Here is a 19,929-nt window from a genome sequence, read left to right on the forward strand (position 1 = left end):
AAATCGAAGGGTCAAAGAAAATAGTTTACACTAAGAAACGAATTTGAGTAAACAGTATGAATTCTAATCCCAAAATTCTGCTGAAAAAAGTTTATTAAACCTCATTTTAGAATGAAAGTTAATTATAAGTTTTCTTTAAGTTACTTATATTACTCTAGATATGTAAAGGAGGGAATCCCCCATGAGAAAGAAAATCTTTCTGACAAGTGTTGCAGTTTTGTTGGCTTTTACAGCTATATCTAGTGTCCATGCAGCAACTGACGTCCAAAAAGTAATTGATGAAACCTATGTTCAACCAGAATATGTTCTTGGTTCTTCCCTAAATGAAGAACAGAAAAATCAAACATTGAAAAAACTAGGCTATAATTCTTCAACAGATACCAAAGAACTCAAAACAATGACGCCTAATATCTATTCGAAAATTATGAATGTAGCCAATGATTCAAGCCTTCAACTATTTTCATCAGCTAAGATTCAAAAGCTTGGTGACAAATCTCCACTAGAGGTCAAAATCGAGACTCCTGAAAATATTACAAAAGTGACCCAGGATATGTATCGAAATGCAGCTGTTACCTTAGGTGTCGAGCATGCCAAAATAACTGTAGCAGCTCCAATTCCCGTAACAGGTGAGAGCGCTCTTGCTGGGATTTACTACTCTCTAGAAGCTAATGGTGCAAAGGTACCACAAGCTAACAAAGACCTGGCGCAAGAAGAGCTCAAAGCCTTATCTGATATTAATGCTGAAAACAAGGATAAGAATGGTTTTGATGCCAATAAACTAAACGTTGCACTAGCTGATATCAAGTCAGGCCTTGCCAAAGCAAAAGAATCTAAGGGAACTCTGACAGAGGAAGATGTTCGTAAAATTGTTGAAGATATCCTAAAAAACTATAAATTAGATCAGGTTATAACAGGAAACCAGGTCAATATTATCATTAATTTTGCTTTAAACCTTTCAAAGAGTGATATTCTCAGTAATGCTGATTTTACTAAAACCCTAAATGACCTCAAACAAAGTATTGTATCTCAAGCTGGAGATAGTTTTAAAAATATCAACCTTAACTTTGATACTGATAAGGCGCTAGAGGACGGCGGTAATTTCTTAAGCTCCCTCTGGCAAACCATTGTCAACTTCTTTAAGAGTTTTGGTTCTTAAGAAATTTCATGGTATAATAGATGGTAACCGTAACGTTGCCGTCTTTTTTGTTGGCCAAATAGAAAGTGAAAATATGTTAAAGAAAAATGATATTGTAGAAGTTGAAATAGTTGATTTGACTCATGAAGGAGCAGGAGTTGCTAAGGTAGATGGTTTGGTATTTTTTGTGGAAAATGCCTTACCAACTGAAAAAATCCTTATGCGAGTCCTCAAGGTCAATAAAAAGATTGGTTTTGGGAAAGTGGAAGAATACCTTGTACAATCTCCATATCGTAATCAAGATCTGGATTTAGCTTACCTGCGTTCAGGGATTGCAGATTTAGGTCATCTTGCCTATCCAGAACAGCTCAAGTTTAAAACTAAGCAAGTCAAGGACAGTCTATACAAGATGGCTGGTATATCTGATATTGAAGTAGCAGAAACGTTTGGTATGGAAAATCCAGTCAAGTACCGTAATAAGGCGCAGGTGCCTGTTCGTCGTGTTAATGCTATCTTAGAAACAGGATTTTTCCGTAAGAATTCCCACGATCTCATGCCTCTCGAAGATTTCTTTATCCAAGATCCTGTGATTGATGAGGTAGTTGTAGCCCTACGCGACTTGCTCCGCCGTTATGATTTGAAACCTTATGATGAAAAGGAACAAGCTGGCTTGATTCGGAATCTTGTGGTGCGTCGTGGCCACTATTCAGGTCAAATCATGGTTATTTTGGTGACAACTCGTCCGAAGATTTTTCGTGTAGAGCAAGTGATTGAACAAATCATCAAGCAGTTCCCAGAGATTGTGTCTGTTATGCAAAATATCAATGACCAGAACACTAATGCTATTTTTGGTAAGGATTGGCGCATCCTTTATGGACAAGATTTTATTACTGACCAGATGTTGGGGAATGACTACCAAATCTCTGGACCAGCCTTTTACCAAGTCAATACAGAAATGGCTGAAAAACTTTATCAAACAGCCATTGACTTTGCTGCATTAAAATCAGATGATGTGGTCATTGATGCCTATTCTGGTATTGGGACGATTGGCCTCTCTGTTGCGAAACATGTCAAGGAAGTCTACGGTGTTGAAGTCATTCCAGAAGCGGTTGAGAATAGTAAGAAGAATGCCCAACTGAACAATATTTCAAACGCCCACTATGTCTGTGACACAGCTGAAAATGCCATGAAGAATTGGACCAAAGATGGGATTCAACCAAGTCTTATCCTAGTGGACCCACCAAGAAAAGGACTCACAGAAAGCTTTATCAAAGCAAGCGCTCAAACAGGAGCTAACCGCATCGCCTATATCTCATGCAATGTCGCAACTATGGCGCGTGATATCAAACTCTACCAAGAGTTAGGATATGAATTGAAGAAAGTTCAGCCGGTTGATCTTTTTCCTCAAACTCACCACGTGGAGTGTGTAAGCTTGTTGGAGAAACGTAGTTAATCCTCAAAAGGTTCCCCAAACCTTTTGAGTCCCACAAACGCATCACGTTGAGGCGGTATCACTGCTTGTACGAGCTGAGGCATCAGCGAAGTAGAAGTAGATGTTCCGCCCATGAGATAGCTATCGTAGAGTAAGGAGTTTACGACGAAACGATACGGTAACAGCGAACCGCTGAGTGTGTAAGTTTGCTAGTGAAACGAAGTTAATCCTCAAAAGATTCACTGAATCTTTTGACCCCGCAGACGCATCACGCTGAGGCAGTATCACTGCTTGTACGAGCTTAGAAAAAAATGTTGACGAAAAATCCTTGGTGTCAAGGATTTTTTGGTATCCTCAAAAAGGTAATTTTATAATTGACAATTTGTCAGTAAGATAGTATAATTTATAATCAGGAGGAATAAAATGCGAGATGTAAAAGATCCGGAAATTCGACGGGCTGAAATTATGGATGCTGCTATGCTCCTCTTTATGGAGAAAGGATATGCGAACACAACAACTCAGGATATAGTCGATAAGGTAAATATATCACGAGGTTTGTTATACTATCACTTTAAGAACAAAGAAGATATTCTGTATTGTCTTGTGGAACGTTATTCAGAGAAATTATTGAGAGATATTTATGTGATTGTCAATGATGACGACAAAACTGCTATTGAAAAAATAAGAGCCTTTATAGATGCCACAATAATCTCTACAGATAACGTTTCAGCGGAAGGAACTGAGTTACAAAAGACGGTTGATCTTGAAGAAAATCGTTATATGTTAGATAAGTTATCTCATAAGCTCATTGAAAAACTGACTATATATTTTGATAGGATAATAAATCAAGGCATCTCAGAAAAAGTATTTTCTGTAAAATATCCATCAGAAACAGCAGAATTTCTGATGACAGCCTATGTTTTTGTTTCAAATAACATAGGTATAATAACTTCAAAGAAAGAACCTGTCAAAGATTACTTGAATGCATTTAAGATAATGCTGGAACAAAATCTAAATACAAAAGGACTCTTTAGCAATTAAAAAAAGATAGAATGTTTGTAAAGAGAACCATGTACCGATAGCTAAATCAAAACAAGCTATCGGTATTATTTCAAAATATAACTGACAAATTGTCAATGGAGACAAAAATATGTTAGAGATAAAGAATTTTAGTAAAAGTTATGGGGATAAGAAGGTTGTGGATAACCTATCTATTTCAGTACAGCCTGGAGATATTTATGGTTTTATTGGAGCAAATGGTGCAGGAAAAACGTCAACGATAAAGGCAGTTGTCGGTATCCATGATTTTGAAGACGGAAGTATAATTATCAACGGTCATTCTATTAAAGAAGAACCTGTTATTTGTAAAAAAATGATGGCGTATATCCCAGATAATCCAGATTTGTATGAACATATGACAGGATTTCAATATATTGATTTCATTGCTGACTTGTTTGAAATTCCTACAGAAATACGCAGGGAGAGAATCCAAAAATACGGTGATTTATTTGATATGACTGAGCATCTTTCAGGGATCATTTCCTCATATTCACATGGAATGAAGCAACGAACAGTCATTATTTCTGCACTTGTACATTCTCCCAAACTGTTGATTTTAGATGAACCTTTTGTTGGGCTAGATCCCAAAGCAACTTTCCTACTAAAGAAAATTATGCATGAGTGTGTTTCAGATGGAGGTGCTATTTTCTTTTCAACCCATGTATTGGATGTTGCGGAAAAATTATGTAATAAGATTGCCATTATCAAAAATGGAAAGTTAATTGCAAGTGGCAATACAGGAGACGTCAAAGGTGATGAATCATTGGAGGCATTTTTCATGGAGGTGCAGGACAATGAGTAACATTTGGATACTGCTCAAAGCGCAATTGATTAATTTCTTTCCTATGAACGAGATTAGAGATTCAGGAAATAAAAAACAAAGTTCAATGGCTATTGCGAGTTTTGGCATAATAACTCTTTCCTTATTTTGCTTTGTTTATAATATACTAACAGCGAAAACATTAGTACACGTCGGACAGCAGGACTTGATACCGGCATATATGGTCTCTGTATCAAGTTTTTCAATATTATTTTTGACTGTCTTTTATTCGAATGGCATTTTATTTGGCAGTCGAGATATGGAAATTCTCCTATCCTTACCTGTTAAAAGTTCGTATATTATCACCAGCAAGTTCATGTTTATGTACTTATTGAATTTTTTATTAGGCTTGATGTTTATGCTTCCGGGTGGAATTGTATGGGGCTTGAACGGAAGTTTAAACCTCCTACAGATTATATTGTATTTTACTTCTATAATTTTTGCCCCTTTGATCCCCATGTGTATAGCAGCATGCATGGGACTCATTATTGTTGTCGCTTCATCTTCTTTTAAAAGGAAAAATGTAATCTCTCTTATTTTTTCATTTGCGATGTTAGGGATAATTGGATATTTTGCATTATCAGCTTTGCAATCAGGTGTTGAAAGTAGTATTGGGGTTACTCTGGCTAAGCAAATTACTGGACTGTATCCAATTTCTAGACTATTTATGTCATACTACAATTTTCCAATGTACTATGGGATGGGATTTTATATAGTTCTTTCAATAGTCGTCTTTTATCTATTTGTCAAAATTGCTTCGTTGAAGTATGAACTACTTAATACACTTGCCAATACGAAATCTAGATATGCTAATGACAAAGTATCTTATGAAAGAAAATCGGTATTTTTTTCCTTGTATCAAAAAGAGCTTGGACGATTTTTAAGTTCTTATATGGCAGTCTTGAATGCTGGGCTTGGAGTGATTCTTTTATGTGTCTTTAGTATATTTTTCCTGTTTAATTCTGTAGGGCAAATAGGAAATTCTGCAGGAATTGAAAATATAAATGAGTATCTTTCAAACTTAGCTCCCGTCTTTATTGCATCTATGCTTTCACTCAGTTGTTCAGCAGCTTCATCTATATCTTTAGAGGGTAAAAATATTTGGATTTTGAAAAGTTCTCCGATTGAAGTGAAAAAGATTTTAAATGCTAAGATAGCTGTCAACCTTACACTTCATTTGATTGGATATATGATTTCTGTATCTGTATTTATGCTGAAACTTGATATGAATCCTATTCAAGTTATGAATCTAGTTATTGTTCCCATATGTTACTCCTTTTTTATAACTGTAATCGGAATCGCATTAAATAAAAAATATCCTAACTATGATTGGGACAGTGAGATGATAGTTGTCAAACAAAGTCTTCCTGTTATTGTAACTGGAATTATTGGTATGATTGCACTTATTACGCCACTTTTGCTTAATTGGCTGTTTAATATTCCGATTATATTTGTTTTACAGGTAGTATCAGTAGTTTTATTGGTTATTACAATGGGTGTTTATTTAACAATAAGCAAGTCAAATTTTATCTAGTTAAAGGAGAAAAATAAGATGAAAAGCAGACTGATAAAAGATATTGTGGTGTTATTAGTAATGCTAGCTATAATAGTTGTTATTACCAGATTTCTCCCCGAAAAAGTTCTGATTCATTTCAATGCAAAAGGAGAAGTAGATAAGTTTGCAAATAAATACTATCTTCTACTAGCTACAGTCATCCCCTATTCTGCATATTGGAAGTTTGTTAGGCAAAGTGATAATAAAAAGATTAAATGAAACACCATCTATATTTACATTACAGATTGCATCAAAATTAAGAACGACTATTTTAAGAGGTGATTATGCACCTGAACAACAAATTCCTTCAATAAGGAGATTAGCAGAAAACGAGAAGTGTAATCCGGCAACTGTCCAAAAAGCAATGAAAGTTCTCGAAGAACAGAATTTGGTTATTAGCTGTGGAACATTAGGATATTTTGTCATAGCAAGCGAGCAAGAAATAAAGGAGTTAAGATATCAAGAATCTAACAAGCTAGTGAAAATTTTGTTTGAAAAACTTGGTTAGCTAGGCTTTTCAGAAGATGAGATTGTCAATTTATTTTTTAGAAAAGATGCTTAGAAGAAGTTGAATGGAAATTTATTAGGATCATTTGTGAAAGTATAGAAAAGCCTTGATTGTAAGGCTTTTTTGTGTTTTTATGATAGAATATAGGTAGTTATAATCGAGAGCAACTAAGAAGCAGTAAAAAAATATTAAACGTAGAATAATCAAGATTAGGAAGATAAAATGATAGAAATTGACAAAAAGAATTTAAAAAATTATCTTTATTTTACATTTGGAATTACTTATATAGCTTGGGGGCTTCTTGCCATATTTACTCAATCTCATATTTTGGGATTAGAAACATTTATAGGGAGAATGTTACATATAGTAGGTGCACTTGGACCAGCTATTGCAAGTGGCTTTTATTTGAAAAGGAATAATATAAAATTTAAACATTTTGTATTTAATAAAAGAAAAAATAGTAGTATTTATTTCATTATTCATTTGTTAGCAATTTTGATACTATTTTCTGTATCTTCCTTAGAATTAAATGGAGTATCAATTTATCTGATGCCTTTATTCTTTATACAACTAATTTTTTTTGGTGGTGGACATGAAGAATTAGGATGGAGAGGAATATTACAGCCATTACTTGATAAAAAATATACTTATTGGCAATCTAATTTGATTGTAGGATCAATTTGGGGAATATGGCATCTGCCTTTATGGTTTATAGTTGGAGAAAGTCATCAAGGATTTCCTTTTATTTTATTTTTTATATATACATTATTTTTAAGTTTTGTTTTAGGTCTTCTTTACCGTCAAACGAAATCTGTGGGGTACTGTCTATTATTTCACGCGTTTGCAAATTTGTTAAATCTCTATTTTGTATTAAAAATTAATGTTATTTTTATTATCATTTTTGTTGGTTATTTAATTTATACTATATTAGCTAGTAATAGAATTAGTAAGGAAACAACATTTTAAAATTTAGATCAGCATATCCATTATTGAAGGTAACAATCGGTCTATCTAGATAATCGATGTTAAAGAATTTTCTGTTGTAATTTCAAGTGGAATGATGAATGTCGTTTCTTTTGGAACTGGCGAAAATCTTTCCGTTCCACAATGTCATTTTAAAATGATTTTTACTGCCTTTCGTTTATTAGTATAAAAGAAAAATATTATCTCATGTTGAGGCAGTATCACTGCTTGTACAAGCTGATTGAACAAGGATGTAGCTAGGGAAAGTCATACAGTAAGGAGTTTAAACATGAAATTCCATGAATTTGGTAATAAGAATTTACCTCCTATCTTACTAATACACGGTGGCGGCAGTTCTTGGTGGAATTATCTTCGTCAAGCACGTATCTTGTCAGAAAAATACCGTATTATTCTACCCACTTTGAATGGTCACGGCGAAGAATATCAACTTGATTATGTTTCTACTGAAGATTCTGCTTTGGAGATTCTAGACTATATCAAAGCAAACTGTGGTGGGAAATTATTTGCAATCGGTGGTGTTTCACTTGGTGGTCAAATTGCCATCGAGCTTTTATCTTTAGATAGTGAAATTGCTGAGAAGGCCATCATAGACGGAAGCCTCTGTATTCCTCAACCAAGGTTAGCTAAAATCAGCATCTTTCTAGTGTCTCTATTTGGTAAACTGATGTTCAATAAATTCTCTTGCAAACTTCAGTTAAGCATGATGAACAAACTCTATCCTAAACTGGCTTATCCAGAGGAAATTAAATCTTATTATTTGGAGGATCTGCCAAGGACGCCTGTTAAAACATTGGTGACCATTTACAAAACCTATATGGGGCATTACAAGCTGAAAGATATGATTTCTGCCAGCAAAGCTCAAGTTCTGTATATCTATGGTGAAAAAGAATTGAACTATGTGAAAGAATCAGTGAAATTATTTCATCAGCTACATTCAAATACAATTTTGTATGAAGCAAAAGGTTATAATCACGGTTATTTATCATCTTACCTACATCAGGAGTGGATTGATTTAGTTGAGCCATTTTTAAAGAGCAATCCATTGGGAATGTGTAATAAATCTGATATGTCACAAGGAGGAATCTGATGCTAGGAGCAATTGTTGGAGATATTGTCGGTTCTGTTTACGAATGGAACAATATCAAAATAAAAGACTTTCCTTTATTTCGTAAGGACTGCTTTTTCACGGATGATACGGTAAGTCCGAACTGTTGAATGTGTAAGCTTGTTAGTGAAACGTAGCTAATCCTCAAAATAAAGAAACTAAAACTCCATTATTTTGAGATGACAACCTAAATTGGTTTTAAGGAGGTATTATATTGATAGAAAGCAGACTTGAGTTTGATAAAATCACATCCTTTGATGAATTTAATAAATACTATTGGTATCGTGATGAACTTTCACAACTATGTAAATCATTAGGATTAGAATATAGAGGTACCAAACAAGAACTCAATTATATTATTGAGCAGTACTTTAAGGGTAATTTGATTAAAAAATCATCAATAAAAAGGAAAAAGAAACAAGTAGAAGTCCTTACCTTAAATACGCCCTTACTTGAATGTGGATTCTCCTTTAATACACACTTTAGAGAATATTTTTCAACTTTAACAGATGTTTCGCCATTTAAATTTACTGCTGATATGGCTACAGCTTGGAGAAAAGTAAAAAGAGAAAATGATTTGAGTTTTACAATCCAAGATATGCTAAAAGTCTATTATGGAAATTCAGACTATGCCAAGTATGATCATTCGGTTTGTCAATGGAATCAATTTTTAAAGGATTTCTGTGCAGACGAAAATAGTCTTAACTATTCAAACAAGTTAAAAGTAGCTTCTATTCTTTGGAAAGAAGTTAGGAATTCAAGTAATAAAAAAATTTATTCAAAGAATCTTTTAACTAAATATGCTGATAAAATAAAAGAGTATAGTAAGTAGAAACCCCATCTCACTTGGTGGCGACAGTGATACTCTCGCTGCAATCACTGGCAGCATAGCCGAGGCAGCTTACGGAATTCCTGATTGGATAAAGGATAAGGCCTATTCTTACTTGGATGAACCCTTAAAGGATGTAGTCATTAGATGGGAAAATAGAAGAAAAGCGTATTAATATCCAGTACGTCAAAGTTCTCTTTTATGAGTTTTCATTATATAATAGCATTATATGTAATGGTAAATGCAGCTACGCTAACATTTCTATTTAAAAATTAAGGAGTATTATCAATGAAAAAAGCAATGTTAATTATCAACCCTACTTCTGGTGGCGAGAAGGCTTTGGATTACAAAGAAAAGTTAGAGAATAAAGCCAAAGAATTCTTTGAACAAGTAGATACTAAAATCACTGAAAAAGCGCTAGATGCTACAAATTTCGCTTCAGAAGCTTCAGAAGAAGGCTATGAAGCTGTAGTAGTTTTTGGGGGAGATGGTACCGTTAATGAAGTCATTTCTGGTATTGCTGAAAAGGACTATGTTCCTAAACTTGGGATTATCCCAGGAGGTACTGGTAACTTAATTACCAAGCTTTTGGAAATCAATCAAGACATCGATGGCGCTATTGATGAACTGGATTTTGATTTAACCAATAAGATTGATATCGGTAAAGCAAATGACAATTATTTTGGTTATATCTTTAGTATCGGTTCACTTCCTGAGGCGATTCACAATGTTGAAATCGAGGACAAGACAAAATTCGGTATTTTAGCCTATGCTGTAAATACCATGAAGTCTGTCATGACAGATCAGGTCTTTAACATTAAGGTGGAGACAGAGAATGGAAATTATGTTGGTGAAGCTAGTCATGTTTTGGTTCTCTTGACAAATTACTTCGCTGACAAAAAAATCTTTGAAGAAAACAAGGACGGCTATGCCAACATTTTGATTCTAAAAGATGCCTCAATCTTTTCAAAATTATCCATCATTCCTGACTTATTAAAAGGTGATGTTGTAGAAAATGATAACATCGAATATATCAGAGCTCGTCATATCAAAATTTCATCAGATGTTGAACTAGAATCAGATGTTGATGGCGATCAATCAGATAACCTTCCAGTTGAGATTAAAGTACTTGCTCAGCGTGTAGAAGTATTTTCAAAACCAAAAGAGGATTAGTATATAGAGAAAGCCTTTTTTAAGGCTTTTTGTATACTTTAAAAGATTGCTCTTTTAAGGTTGAACATTCCTTGAAATATAGTCAATTGAAACAAGAATAAGACAAAAGAGCCTCGAAAAAAGTATTACAACTTGGTAATACCTTTTTGAGGTGCTTTTTGATATGAGCCCATGTTTTCTCAATAGGATTGTAGTCAGGTGAGTAGGGAGTAGGGAGGAAGGAGTAAAAGTTTATGTCCAAATTCTTCACATAAAAGCTCTAGCTTACCCATTCTATGGAATCTTGCATTATCCATAATAATAACTGATGGTGTATTTAATATTGGTAAGAGAAACTTCTGAAACTAAGCTTTAAAAAAGTCGCTCGTAATTGTTTCTTCGTAAGTCATTGGAGCGATCAACTCACCATTTGTTAGCCCTGCAATCAAAGAAATCCTCTGATATCTTCTTCCAGATACTTTACCTTTTATTAACTGACCTTTTAATGAGCTATCATATTCTCGATAAAGATAAGTATCGAATCCTGTTTCATCAATATAAACAGGTACTAGATGCTTTAAACTATTAAAATTTTTAAGAAATAAAGCTACTTTTTCTGGGTCTTGTTCATAGTAAGTGTGGTTCTTTTTTTTCGAGTGTAGCCCATGGCTTTGAGAGCATAGTGAATAGTAGTTGGATGACAGCCAAATTCAGAAGCTATTTCAGTTAAATAAGCGTCTGGATTGTCAGTAAGATAGCTTTTGAGACATCTTCTAGGACGCAGACTTTTATCGTCGCATGGTAGACTAGGAGGAGCCTTATGACAGATTTTCTGATTCTTCCTCTTATTCTCATAGCCGTGGGCATGATTGCCTTGATTCTCTGGAGGCTCATAGTTTTGGCTAGTGGATTGTTTTTAATTGGACTAGCCTGTGCTACTCTCTTTACTGAAGTATATGGATTCTATCTTCTCTTTACAGAGACTGAACTTTACACGGAAGATTTAGCACAGAATGGACTCCTCAGTTTTACAACCTTCTTCATCCTCTTTAACCTTGCTTTGCTTGTCTTGGCAGGCTGGGCAGGGTATAAGTGGAAGGTAAGATGAATAAAATGGAGAAAACTCTAATGGTTTTTCTCCATTTTTTTATCTAATTGGTAATGTTGAAAATCGGAAGTGAAATGATACTTTCAAAGAATTCATTTTGGACACTAGCAAACGAAATAGAGCCCTGATGCAAATCAACAATTTGTTTTGAAATTTTTAGCCCAATTCCAGTCGTTCTAATTTTAGAAATATCAATGTTTTTAAAAGATAATTCATTAAGTTCAGCAATTTTTTCTGGTGAAGCTCCCTGTCCATTATCTTTGATTTCGACAATTACATTTGTATCTTTTTTGAATAAGTAGATTCTTATTGTACACCCCTTTTCGTTATGTAAAACAGAGTTGTAGATGATATTATGGATAACTCTCGTGATTAAAAACTTCTCAATCATGATAGATTGATTAACAAGTGAATAATCGTAATCAAATTCAAATTCAAAATCATTCCAGATTTCTTGATTTAAAATATGGATGAGAATGTCTTTGAAGAAGGGGATAATTTTTGTTTCAGTCTGGTTTAATTGAAGATGACCGGATGAAAGGCGAGCTACTATATTTAAGTCATTTAAAATATTTTGGATGTAATAGGATTCCGTCAATATTGGGCGAATATGTTTTTTAGACTGTGTATCTAGTTCAGAATCATTTAACAAGGACGCGTTAGAAATGATGACAGAAAGAGGTGTTTTGATATCGTGTGCAATACCTGAAATCCATTGCTCTTTAAAGACTTCATTCTCTTTGAGTAGAGTATCGGTTTGATTAATTGCAGTTGTAAGATATTCTAGTTCTGATATAGAATTTATTGGATTTTTCAAACCATCTGGGAGATTCTGAATAGCAGTTACAAGAGGCGCAATTTTACGATTGATATGCGTCACACCATAGTAGTAAAGAAAAGCGAAATAAAGGCAGTTGAAAAGCAATACTCCAAATGCTACTAGTGGAATCAGGCGAATACTATCTATATCTAAGTAATTATAACTATAACGAGCAATTTTATCTTTTGGAAAACCAACAACAATGATGTAGTCACCTTTTATCTGACTAAAAACAGGATAATCTGAAAGATAATAGCGAGAAAACTGTAAAATGTCCCCATAGTCAAATTGCGAAGGAACTTCTGTAGGTTTATACTGTTCGTACACCTGTTTTCCAGTCTGCTTATCCAATACCATGAGCCATAACTTTTGTTCTTTTAGACTAGAAATATCTTTTTTAGGTATGTGGACGTTATTTTTTATGATGGTAATGTGTTCAGAAATTATTTTTACAGTCTCAGTAGCAGTTTGCTTTTCCCTAATGTAGAAAACAAAACTGGCAATTAGAATAATATTGGTAATAAAGATAATGATGGAAAAAAAGATAAATTTCTTTAGTGAATACCTTAAAATTTTGGTTTGGTTCATAATCATGATAACAATTTATATCCCAGCCCTTTAGCTGTCTTTAAATATTGAGGTTTTGAAGGATTTTCTTCTATTTTTTCTCGAATTTTCCGAATATGTACAGTCAAAGAGTTTTCATAACCAAAGCTATCCACTCCCCAAATCGCATCACAGAGAGATTCAGTTGAAACGATGTAATTTTTATTATTGTAAAGTTTTTTCAAAATCTGAATTTCAATTGGCGTAATAGAAATTTCTGCTCCATTTTTTTGTACTGTTGCATTCCGAAAATTCACCAAAGTCTGTCCAATCTGTATTGCTTCCTGTTCTGATTTATAGCTTCTCCGTAGCAGAGCCATAATACGATAGATAAGATTTTTTGGAATGAAGGGTTTCATGACATAATCATCACCACCAGCATTAAAACCAGCTATCTCATCTTCAGGATTATTTTTGGCAGTCAGAAAGAGGATAGGAGTATCGCCTTTTTTTCGGATATGTTTTGCTAATGTATAGCCATCACCATCGGGGAGCATAATGTCCAAAAGGAAAAGGTCGAACTGCTCTGTTTCAATCATGTCCAAACTAGATTCTATATCATAGGCTGATGTTAGATTGGAAAATCCGTAGGCAGTGAGAATATCTCTTATGGAAGAGTTTAAAATTTTATCGTCATCAATGATAAGGATGTGCTTATTCAGGAGCTGTTGTTCGAAACTCATAATCTTACCTCGCTTATCTATATTATACCATTTAAAAGAATGAAAAAAGCAAGATACTTTAATCTTAATGTAAAATTAAGGTTAGCTTAGTTTAAAATTAATCTAGCATGTCTATAATAAAGACATAACCTAGATAGAGATACTTATCAAATAAATTTTAATCAGTGAGGTATTTCTAAATGGCTAAACAACAAATGAATCTCGTTGAGATTGAAGTAATGAATTCTCTTCAAGAATTAACTCTTGAAGAACTTGATAACGTTCTTGGTGCTGGTAGTGGAATAATTCATTTTATTTAAACAAAACAATGGTAATAGTGAGTCACCAATTAGATATTGTGAATTATGTTGATTCTATCATTTTTGTTGATAAGAGTAGTGGAGATGTTATCAAAGATACTCATGATAATTTGATTTATAGAAATCAAAATTATAGAAAATTATTTGGTTTAAAGGAGGAAGTTCATAATGATTAGTAATGTTTTACAGATAAAAAACTTACAAAAGAGATTTAAGGACACTCAGGTAGTTAACCTTAGTTCCTTATCAGTTCAACAAGGTGAGATTTATGGTTTTCTAGGTCCAAATGGAGCTGGGAAAACAACCACTATGAAGATGATTTTGTCTTTGATTTCTCGTACAGCTGGGGAGATTGAAGTGTTCGGTCAATCTATAGGTACGGACAAGCAGTATCTTAATCAGATTGGCTCTATGATTGAAGAACCGTCTTATTATCCTAATTTGACAGGCTATGAAAATCTCTTAGTCTTCCAAAAAATCCTTGGATTTGATAAGAAAAATATTCAGGAAACATTGAAAATTGTTGGGTTAGATCAACCTAAAAACAAGAAAAAATTGGTTAAAGATTATTCTTTGGGTATGAAACAGCGCTTGGCTTTAGCCTTTGCCTTAGTCAAGAAACCGCGTTTGTTGATACTGGATGAGCCAACAAATGGGCTAGACCCAGCAGGGATTCATGAAATTCGGGAACTGATTATCAAGTTGGCAAAAGAACAGGGCATTACTGTTTTCATCTCTACCCATATCCTTTCTGAAGTAGAGCATATAGCTGACCGTGTGGGGATTATCAACCATGGTCAACTTGTTTACGAGGGAGAAATTCGTAAAATTCAGTACAATAAATGGCTGGAAGTGCGTGGGGATTTTAGAGGTCGACGTGAAGTCATTAGCCAAGTGTTATTTGGTTATCCGTGCAAGATGTTGGAGATACAAGAGGATAAACTCAAGCTGACTAACCTTGCTGATCAGCAGATTTCTAGTTTGTTACGAGATTTAATAGTCGAGAAAGTGCCAATTTATGAAGTGAAGCAAGAACAAGAAACCTTGGAATCTATCTTCCTCAACTTAACCAAGGAGTGAGTCTTATGTTGAATAATTTGTCTATTGAATTGCTCAAGGCAAAACGAACCAAATCCTTCCTCATCAGCATACTAGTTATGGGAGTCGGATTTGCTTGGGCAATTGCAGCCGCTACACGCTACCTAAGTAATCCAGACATGCACCAGATTAGCCTAATTTTTTATATGATAAAAGAAGTAAATGGCTTGATTCTCCCTATTATGATTGCTCTCTTTGTATCGCGGATTGTCAAGAACGAGAAGGAGGGCAACACTTTCAAACTGCTTTTGGCAAATGGTGAAAATGTACGGCATATCTTTCTGAGTAAGCTTGCCCTGACCATGTTCATTTTGACCTTTCTCGCTTTTTTGGAGGGAGTAGTAGTCCAGTTGATTGCAATCATATCAGGTCTAGAAATGCCTGTTAGCCTAATCATCTGGCAAATCGTCATTTTCTTGCTAGCTTCTTTTGTCTTAACCTGTCTGTTTTTGACTTTGCAGTTTTTAGTGAAGAAGCAGGCATTGATACTGGCATTAGGGGTTTTCGGAGGATTTCTTGGAGTTGGATTTGGTCATGCACCAGCTTTTCTACAGCTGATTTTCCCTTTTGGTGGTATAGGATATCTGTCTCTGGTGGATTACCAGCAAGTCGCCAGTCAAGTGAGTTATGTTTTGGCGACAAACCTAGGATTTAAACTATTTACATATTTGCCAATAGCCCTAATCTATCTCTTCTTATCTCTCTATTTGGTTGAAAAGAAAGGAGGCAAGCTATGATGTCTTATCTATCAGTAGAATGGCGGAAAACCAAAAAATTTTCCATGTTGATGATTGGTATTTGCTTCTTAGCTTTTTGTAGCCTGATTGGTCTTGGGATTTACTTTGGTGCAGCTTATTCTATGGTTGAAGAAAGTGAAAAAGTGCCTGTTTTATGGGGACAATTGACCTTCTATTATAGCCAGCTTTTCTTTCCAATTTTGGTCAGCCTTTATGTAGCCATGATGTTAGGAAAAGAGTTTGATAGAAAAAATATTGAATTTCTCAGAGCTAATAATGTGAGTCTTGGGAAATTATTGTTGGCAAAAGAAATAGTAATTATCTTGTTTATTGCTGTTTTACAGTTGTTCTTGTTTGGTATTTTTTATGTCAGTGCTCACTTAGCTCATTTAGAAATTTCTAATTTGTTCACCTACCTCAAGTGGAATTTATTGGGGATTTTTGGAACAATTAGTATGATGGCAGTACAGTTTTTTGTGACAGCTAAAACTCGTGTATTCAGTAAATCTGTTGGAATTGGTGCTATTGGTACCTTCGTAGGATTTATGATGATTTTTGTATCAGATAAATTATCTTTAATCTATCCCTACTCCCAAGCTATGGTGGCAATGCGGTCACGGAATTTGATAGACTTTAATTTAGTGGAAATAGTGCTGTTTATCATTGTAAATATTCTTCTGTGGGGGATTTTTCATACATTGAGTAATAAAGAATTGCATAAGTAATGCGAAGACTCTTCGGAGTCTTTTTATTGTGATAAAAGCTCCAAGCTTTATCTGATATGCTTGACCTAGTTTTTATAGAAAGAAGGTCTAATTATCAATTAGAAGAGGCTTTGGTACAGGAATTTCAAACCCCTGAAGAATACCAAGCCTACAAGGAGTTAAAGGAACATTATGAGGAAGTGACTGGGGATTACAGCTTTTCCAAACGAGAACTCACTAGTCAATTGGAAATCGCTCTTCAGAATCATCTAGGTGTGGACTTTGAAGAAAATGAAAAAGAGGAGTATTTGGACTTAGTTCAAAAATTAGAAGAGTTTGATTATTCTCTTACCACCCATTATCGTCAATTGATTGACTAGAAAGGAGAAAGTCATGAATGATTTACTCATTATCCCAGTAATTTTTTTAGCAGTAGGAGGAATTCTCATTTTTTATGGAGACTCTTTCTTACTGCCAGTGGACTTTTCCTTATTGGTTTAATCAGTTTTCTTATTTTCGTAGAGGTCTATGGAATTTATCTTCTCTTTACACGGAAGATTTAGCACAGAATGGTTATTTAGTTTTACTTGCTTTAGCATGCTGTACAGGATATAAGTGGAAGAGGGGATAGAAAATAATCTGAATAAGTTCAAAACGTATTCCGTTTTTTAGGACATGAAAAATTTTAGAAATTGATTCTTTCTTAAATTTGAATTTCACTAGTAGTGTAAAGATGATTTTTTCTCTGAATAAAATCTGAATTTTCTCTGATATAATCTCAAATATCAGGGTTCAATAATTGTTGCTTCAGTAGGTGATGAGGGTCTAGATTAAAATAATCAAGAATCATTGAAACATTACCTTGGAGAACTTAAGGGGAAGGATTATTCACATATAGATGGGAAAGTTATGGATATTCCTGCTGGATAAGAAATGACATTGACGGTACTCAAATTATACTATTAAATATTACGAATTTTGTTCAAGATAGTGTAAAATAGATTTGTACTAGTTTCTAAAAATTTAATTTAAAGAATAAAGAACAATTACAAATTGATGCATTGAGACTATTCTTTGTCAAGAATACGGAGCTTTGCAGATAGTTCTCTAAAATATTTTGAGGTGATAGAATGTATAAGATATTAGTTGTAGATGACGATTTTGAAATTTTGAAACTGATGCGAACTATTTTGGAGATGAAAAACTATCAGGTAACGACGTATCAAGAAGTCACCGTACCAATCAATATTAATAATTTCAAAGGATTTGATTTGATTTTATTAGATGTAATGATGCCTAATATAGATGGTATGCAAATTTGTAAGCAGATTAGAAATAAAGTAAGCTCCCCTATTATTTTTGTCAGTGCAAAAGACACCGAAGATGATATAGTATCAGGATTGAATTTAGGAGGAGATGACTATATTACAAAACCTTTCAGCATCAATCAATTAATTGCCAAAGTTGCTGCAAATCTCAAACGAGAAGAACGATACAAACAAGGTGAATTAAGTAATCAAATTGTTCGAGAATTATCTCCAATAACGATTTATTTACAAGAAAAAATTGTTTGTATTAATGGAGATAGTCTTGCTTTTACAAGTAGGGAATATGATATCATAGAGCTATTATCTAGCAATCCAAGAAAAATTTTTACTGTACAAGATATATATGAAAATGTTTATGATGATGCTGCTGAAACTCTCTTTCGTTCAATATCTGAGTATATCTATCAAATAAGATTAAAATTCTCGTCCTATGGAATTAATCCTATAAAAACAGTTAGAGGTATGGGATACAAGTGGCATGATTAAGAAGAATAGTACAATTAGAGGACGTATAATAAGGACTGTTTTAGAACTAGTAACAGGTACGTTACTGAGTATACTTTTATTTTTTATATTTACTTATTTACTTGTTTTTACAGGACAATTAAATGCATACGGCTCTAAAATTGAAATTTCAGTGAGTGATACCAGCAATTTAAGTGATGTAGTTCAAGCAATGAATAACTCTATATTTGACTATGTTGTATTTAATCGCAAGACAGGTACAATTGAAGAGGGCAATTATCAAAAAAAGGATTTGCCTGCCTATCAAGAAGTTTTTGCTAAAAATGAATCTGCAAGTAATAGTGCAGTGTATTATGGGTATTATGCTAATCCAGAGATTGTACTTACTGTCAGGCAACCCATGATACCTGAGTTTGTTAATCCGAATTTGCGTCACATTTCATTTAATCTATTTTCTTATTTATTTTTCTTCGTTTTCGAAACAATTTTACTCATTTGGTCACTGACAAGATTAATAAAAGAATTTTCAAATAATTTTCTCCTCATACAAAAAAAAGCTTTAAACATGGGGCAGTTAACATTTAAAGAAAAAAACATTCCCGCTCAAATACAAGAGTTCGATGAAATTCTTTCTGTATTATATCAAAAGGACAACGAGTTAACTAATTTACTCAAATCAGAGAGAAGGGAGAAGGAAGATTTATCTTTTCAAGTTGGTGCATTAGCTCATGATGTAAAAACTCCTTTAACAGTACTAAAGGGAAATTTAGAGTTGCTTGAATTAACTAACCTGACTGATCAACAGAAGGAATATACTCAGTCAATGAATAACAGTATAGTGATTTTTGAAAGATACTTTAGTTCAATGATTGATTATTCAAGATTACTAATTGAAGATAAAGATTATGGGGAACAGATATATTTACCTGATTTTTTAAGTGATCTGTCAGTAGAGGTGAAATCTGTAATGAATAATGCAAAGGTTGATTTCAAAATTATTAATACTACAACATTAATGTTTTTTAAGGGAAATCGTTTTAATTTAAATAGGGCATTAATTAATATTTTAGCAAATGCAGCAAGATATAGTTCTGGTGAAAAAAAAGTTACGCTTACTATCATTGAGGAAACAGAGTATATTAATTTTGGAGTTTGGAATAATGGTCTCCCTTTTACTGAACAGTCCTTATTAAATGCAGATAAGTTATTTTATACTGAGAATAAAGGTCGGAATAATAAGCACTATGGTTTAGGGTTAGCATTTGCTAAACAAGTTGCAACTAGACATTTTGGAGAATTGTTTTTATCAAATCCAGATAGAGGTGGTGCTCAAGTGACGTTGCTTATTAAAAAATAATTCTATAGGGATATATTAGATAGATTCCATATAATAGCTATGTATAAAAATAGATGGTTTTCTAAATTGAGGACTGTCTATTTTTTTATTTTTTAAAATTGGAAAATCTGAACAAATTTTGAAAAATAAAGTGTAACATACAAGT

Annotated in this window: 22 protein-coding genes and 4 pseudogenes; 23 read left to right on the forward strand and 3 right to left on the reverse strand. The window is 33.6% G+C overall.

Going from position 1 to position 19,929, the window contains the following annotated elements; all coding sequences use genetic code 11:
• The first annotated feature begins 181 nt into the window (after nucleotides 1-181).
• The 13 genes and pseudogenes from HMPREF1117_RS07950 to HMPREF1117_RS07995 all read left to right on the forward strand — a co-directional run bounded on the left by HMPREF1117_RS07950 (nucleotide 182) and on the right by HMPREF1117_RS07995 (nucleotide 10,600).
• Nucleotides 182-1,156, forward strand: coding sequence for a DUF1002 domain-containing protein (locus HMPREF1117_RS07950; protein ID WP_001227553.1), 975 nt, complete (start codon nucleotides 182-184; stop codon nucleotides 1,154-1,156).
• Between the two features lie 73 nt (nucleotides 1,157-1,229).
• Entirely contained in the window at nucleotides 1,230-2,588 is a 1,359-nt protein-coding gene (gene rlmD / locus HMPREF1117_RS07955) for a 23S rRNA (uracil(1939)-C(5))-methyltransferase RlmD (protein ID WP_007556972.1), read from the forward strand.
• Between the two features lie 402 nt (nucleotides 2,589-2,990).
• Nucleotides 2,991-3,608 (forward strand): TetR/AcrR family transcriptional regulator, encoded by a 618-nt coding sequence (locus tag HMPREF1117_RS07960; RefSeq protein WP_001205792.1) that lies wholly within the window; start codon nucleotides 2,991-2,993, stop codon nucleotides 3,606-3,608.
• A 109-nt stretch (nucleotides 3,609-3,717) separates the two neighbouring features.
• Entirely contained in the window at nucleotides 3,718-4,428 is a 711-nt protein-coding gene (locus HMPREF1117_RS07965; RefSeq protein ID WP_000889774.1) for an ABC transporter ATP-binding protein, read from the forward strand.
• Nucleotides 4,421-5,980 carry a putative ABC transporter permease subunit gene (locus HMPREF1117_RS07970; protein ID WP_000065936.1) on the forward strand — a complete coding sequence of 520 codons (1,560 nt, stop codon included), beginning with the start codon at nucleotides 4,421-4,423 and terminating at the stop codon, nucleotides 5,978-5,980. The genes HMPREF1117_RS07965 and HMPREF1117_RS07970 overlap by 8 nt, the downstream gene beginning before the upstream one ends.
• Before the next feature lie 18 nt (nucleotides 5,981-5,998).
• Nucleotides 5,999-6,220 (forward strand): DUF1648 domain-containing protein, encoded by a 222-nt coding sequence (locus HMPREF1117_RS0102200; RefSeq protein WP_000842301.1) that lies wholly within the window; start codon nucleotides 5,999-6,001, stop codon nucleotides 6,218-6,220.
• Nucleotides 6,186-6,509 (forward strand): GntR family transcriptional regulator, encoded by a 324-nt coding sequence (locus tag HMPREF1117_RS07975; protein WP_231160765.1) that lies wholly within the window; start codon nucleotides 6,186-6,188, stop codon nucleotides 6,507-6,509. Before HMPREF1117_RS0102200 ends, HMPREF1117_RS07975 begins: the two co-directional genes overlap by 35 nt.
• Nucleotides 6,510-6,731: 222 nt before the next feature.
• Complete coding sequence (locus HMPREF1117_RS07980; RefSeq protein ID WP_000569636.1) at nucleotides 6,732-7,475, forward strand: CPBP family intramembrane glutamic endopeptidase; 744 nt, start codon at nucleotides 6,732-6,734, stop codon at nucleotides 7,473-7,475.
• A 286-nt stretch (nucleotides 7,476-7,761) separates the two neighbouring features.
• Nucleotides 7,762-8,580, forward strand: coding sequence for an alpha/beta fold hydrolase (locus HMPREF1117_RS07985; RefSeq protein WP_000668476.1), 819 nt, complete (start codon nucleotides 7,762-7,764; stop codon nucleotides 8,578-8,580).
• Entirely contained in the window at nucleotides 8,580-8,708 is a 129-nt protein-coding gene (locus HMPREF1117_RS11650; protein ID WP_000900070.1) for a hypothetical protein, read from the forward strand. The genes HMPREF1117_RS07985 and HMPREF1117_RS11650 overlap by 1 nt, the downstream gene beginning before the upstream one ends.
• Nucleotides 8,709-8,812: 104 nt before the next feature.
• Nucleotides 8,813-9,430: an SAP domain-containing protein gene (locus HMPREF1117_RS07990; protein ID WP_000573113.1), complete on the forward strand. Its 618-nt coding sequence runs from the start codon at nucleotides 8,813-8,815 to the stop codon at nucleotides 9,428-9,430.
• Nucleotides 9,429-9,602 (forward strand): annotated as a pseudogene (locus HMPREF1117_RS11655) (hydrolase); the annotation flags it as partial. The gene HMPREF1117_RS07990 and the pseudogene HMPREF1117_RS11655, both read left to right, overlap by 2 nt.
• A gap of 113 nt (nucleotides 9,603-9,715) precedes the next feature.
• A complete protein-coding gene (locus tag HMPREF1117_RS07995) occupies nucleotides 9,716-10,600 on the forward strand; it encodes a diacylglycerol/lipid kinase family protein (RefSeq protein WP_000710089.1) in 885 nt (294 codons plus the stop codon).
• A gap of 82 nt (nucleotides 10,601-10,682) precedes the next feature.
• Here HMPREF1117_RS07995 and HMPREF1117_RS11660 read toward each other — a convergent pair.
• Nucleotides 10,683-11,351 (reverse strand): annotated as a pseudogene (locus HMPREF1117_RS11660) (IS630 family transposase); the annotation flags it as partial.
• A gap of 48 nt (nucleotides 11,352-11,399) precedes the next feature.
• Here HMPREF1117_RS11660 and HMPREF1117_RS08015 point away from each other — a divergent pair.
• Entirely contained in the window at nucleotides 11,400-11,687 is a 288-nt protein-coding gene (locus HMPREF1117_RS08015) for a DUF5966 family protein (protein ID WP_000129163.1), read from the forward strand.
• 43 nt (nucleotides 11,688-11,730) lie between these two features.
• Here HMPREF1117_RS08015 and HMPREF1117_RS08020 read toward each other — a convergent pair whose 3' ends face one another.
• Complete coding sequence (locus HMPREF1117_RS08020; protein WP_231160766.1) at nucleotides 11,731-13,095, reverse strand: sensor histidine kinase; 1,365 nt, start codon at nucleotides 13,093-13,095, stop codon at nucleotides 11,731-11,733.
• Nucleotides 13,096-13,097: 2 nt separating this feature from the next.
• Nucleotides 13,098-13,796 (reverse strand): response regulator transcription factor, encoded by a 699-nt coding sequence (locus tag HMPREF1117_RS08025; RefSeq protein ID WP_000007340.1) that lies wholly within the window; start codon nucleotides 13,794-13,796, stop codon nucleotides 13,098-13,100.
• 179 nt (nucleotides 13,797-13,975) lie between these two features.
• Here HMPREF1117_RS08025 and HMPREF1117_RS08030 point away from each other — a divergent pair, with 179 nt between their 5' ends.
• The 9 genes and pseudogenes from HMPREF1117_RS08030 (at nucleotide 13,976) to HMPREF1117_RS08065 (ending at nucleotide 19,784) form a co-directional block, all read left to right on the forward strand.
• Nucleotides 13,976-14,095, forward strand: a complete 120-nt coding sequence (locus HMPREF1117_RS08030) for a type A2 lanthipeptide (protein ID WP_001118874.1) — start codon at nucleotides 13,976-13,978, stop codon at nucleotides 14,093-14,095.
• 168 nt (nucleotides 14,096-14,263) lie between these two features.
• A complete protein-coding gene (locus tag HMPREF1117_RS08035; protein ID WP_000625220.1) occupies nucleotides 14,264-15,175 on the forward strand; it encodes an ABC transporter ATP-binding protein in 912 nt (303 codons plus the stop codon).
• A gap of 5 nt (nucleotides 15,176-15,180) precedes the next feature.
• Nucleotides 15,181-15,930, forward strand: a complete 750-nt coding sequence (locus HMPREF1117_RS08040; RefSeq protein WP_000933859.1) for an ABC transporter permease — start codon at nucleotides 15,181-15,183, stop codon at nucleotides 15,928-15,930.
• Nucleotides 15,927-16,655: an ABC transporter permease gene (locus tag HMPREF1117_RS08045; RefSeq protein ID WP_000987995.1), complete on the forward strand. Its 729-nt coding sequence runs from the start codon at nucleotides 15,927-15,929 to the stop codon at nucleotides 16,653-16,655. The genes HMPREF1117_RS08040 and HMPREF1117_RS08045 overlap by 4 nt, the downstream gene beginning before the upstream one ends.
• Nucleotides 16,656-16,711: 56 nt before the next feature.
• Nucleotides 16,712-17,014 (forward strand): DUF5962 family protein, encoded by a 303-nt coding sequence (locus HMPREF1117_RS08050; RefSeq protein ID WP_000886366.1) that lies wholly within the window; start codon nucleotides 16,712-16,714, stop codon nucleotides 17,012-17,014.
• A gap of 13 nt (nucleotides 17,015-17,027) precedes the next feature.
• Nucleotides 17,028-17,185 (forward strand): annotated as a pseudogene (locus tag HMPREF1117_RS08055) (DUF5966 family protein); the annotation flags it as partial.
• 235 nt (nucleotides 17,186-17,420) lie between these two features.
• A pseudogene (locus HMPREF1117_RS12085) lies at nucleotides 17,421-17,558 on the forward strand (S8 family peptidase); the annotation flags it as partial.
• A gap of 206 nt (nucleotides 17,559-17,764) precedes the next feature.
• On the forward strand, nucleotides 17,765-18,448 hold the full coding sequence (locus HMPREF1117_RS08060) for a response regulator transcription factor (RefSeq protein WP_000276747.1): 684 nt from the start codon (nucleotides 17,765-17,767) through the stop codon (nucleotides 18,446-18,448).
• Nucleotides 18,441-19,784: a sensor histidine kinase gene (locus HMPREF1117_RS08065; RefSeq protein ID WP_000592527.1), complete on the forward strand. Its 1,344-nt coding sequence runs from the start codon at nucleotides 18,441-18,443 to the stop codon at nucleotides 19,782-19,784. The genes HMPREF1117_RS08060 and HMPREF1117_RS08065 overlap by 8 nt, the downstream gene beginning before the upstream one ends.
• The last annotated feature ends 145 nt before the right edge of the window (nucleotides 19,785-19,929 follow it).

Origin of the sequence: Streptococcus sp. SK643 (genome assembly GCF_000259505.1) — a bacterium.
GTDB lineage: Bacteria > Bacillota > Bacilli > Lactobacillales > Streptococcaceae > Streptococcus.

What these genes read in the sequence shown, in the direction of transcription:
- HMPREF1117_RS07980 (WP_000569636.1), top strand. Translation starts at nt 6,732, where the DNA reads ATGATAGAAATTGACAAAAAGAATTTAAAAAATTATCTTTATTTTACA.
- HMPREF1117_RS07970 (WP_000065936.1), top strand. Translation starts at nt 4,421, where the DNA reads ATGAGTAACATTTGGATACTGCTCAAAGCGCAATTGATTAATTTCTTT.
- HMPREF1117_RS07960 (WP_001205792.1), top strand. Translation starts at nt 2,991, where the DNA reads ATGCGAGATGTAAAAGATCCGGAAATTCGACGGGCTGAAATTATGGAT.
- HMPREF1117_RS08065 (WP_000592527.1), top strand. Translation starts at nt 18,441, where the DNA reads ATGATTAAGAAGAATAGTACAATTAGAGGACGTATAATAAGGACTGTT.
- HMPREF1117_RS07985 (WP_000668476.1), top strand. Translation starts at nt 7,762, where the DNA reads ATGAAATTCCATGAATTTGGTAATAAGAATTTACCTCCTATCTTACTA.
- HMPREF1117_RS08035 (WP_000625220.1), top strand. Translation starts at nt 14,264, where the DNA reads ATGATTAGTAATGTTTTACAGATAAAAAACTTACAAAAGAGATTTAAG.
- HMPREF1117_RS08025 (WP_000007340.1), bottom strand. Translation starts at nt 13,796, where the DNA reads ATGAGTTTCGAACAACAGCTCCTGAATAAGCACATCCTTATCATTGAT.
- HMPREF1117_RS08060 (WP_000276747.1), top strand. Translation starts at nt 17,765, where the DNA reads ATGTATAAGATATTAGTTGTAGATGACGATTTTGAAATTTTGAAACTG.
- HMPREF1117_RS07965 (WP_000889774.1), top strand. Translation starts at nt 3,718, where the DNA reads ATGTTAGAGATAAAGAATTTTAGTAAAAGTTATGGGGATAAGAAGGTT.
- HMPREF1117_RS0102200 (WP_000842301.1), top strand. Translation starts at nt 5,999, where the DNA reads ATGAAAAGCAGACTGATAAAAGATATTGTGGTGTTATTAGTAATGCTA.
- HMPREF1117_RS11650 (WP_000900070.1), top strand. Translation starts at nt 8,580, where the DNA reads ATGCTAGGAGCAATTGTTGGAGATATTGTCGGTTCTGTTTACGAATGG.
- HMPREF1117_RS07995 (WP_000710089.1), top strand. Translation starts at nt 9,716, where the DNA reads ATGAAAAAAGCAATGTTAATTATCAACCCTACTTCTGGTGGCGAGAAG.
- HMPREF1117_RS08030 (WP_001118874.1), top strand. Translation starts at nt 13,976, where the DNA reads ATGGCTAAACAACAAATGAATCTCGTTGAGATTGAAGTAATGAATTCT.
- HMPREF1117_RS07950 (WP_001227553.1), top strand. Translation starts at nt 182, where the DNA reads ATGAGAAAGAAAATCTTTCTGACAAGTGTTGCAGTTTTGTTGGCTTTT.
- HMPREF1117_RS08040 (WP_000933859.1), top strand. Translation starts at nt 15,181, where the DNA reads ATGTTGAATAATTTGTCTATTGAATTGCTCAAGGCAAAACGAACCAAA.
- HMPREF1117_RS08050 (WP_000886366.1), top strand. Translation starts at nt 16,712, where the DNA reads ATGCTTGACCTAGTTTTTATAGAAAGAAGGTCTAATTATCAATTAGAA.
- HMPREF1117_RS08020 (WP_231160766.1), bottom strand. Translation starts at nt 13,095, where the DNA reads ATGAACCAAACCAAAATTTTAAGGTATTCACTAAAGAAATTTATCTTT.
- HMPREF1117_RS08015 (WP_000129163.1), top strand. Translation starts at nt 11,400, where the DNA reads ATGACAGATTTTCTGATTCTTCCTCTTATTCTCATAGCCGTGGGCATG.
- rlmD (WP_007556972.1), top strand. Translation starts at nt 1,230, where the DNA reads ATGTTAAAGAAAAATGATATTGTAGAAGTTGAAATAGTTGATTTGACT.
- HMPREF1117_RS08045 (WP_000987995.1), top strand. Translation starts at nt 15,927, where the DNA reads ATGATGTCTTATCTATCAGTAGAATGGCGGAAAACCAAAAAATTTTCC.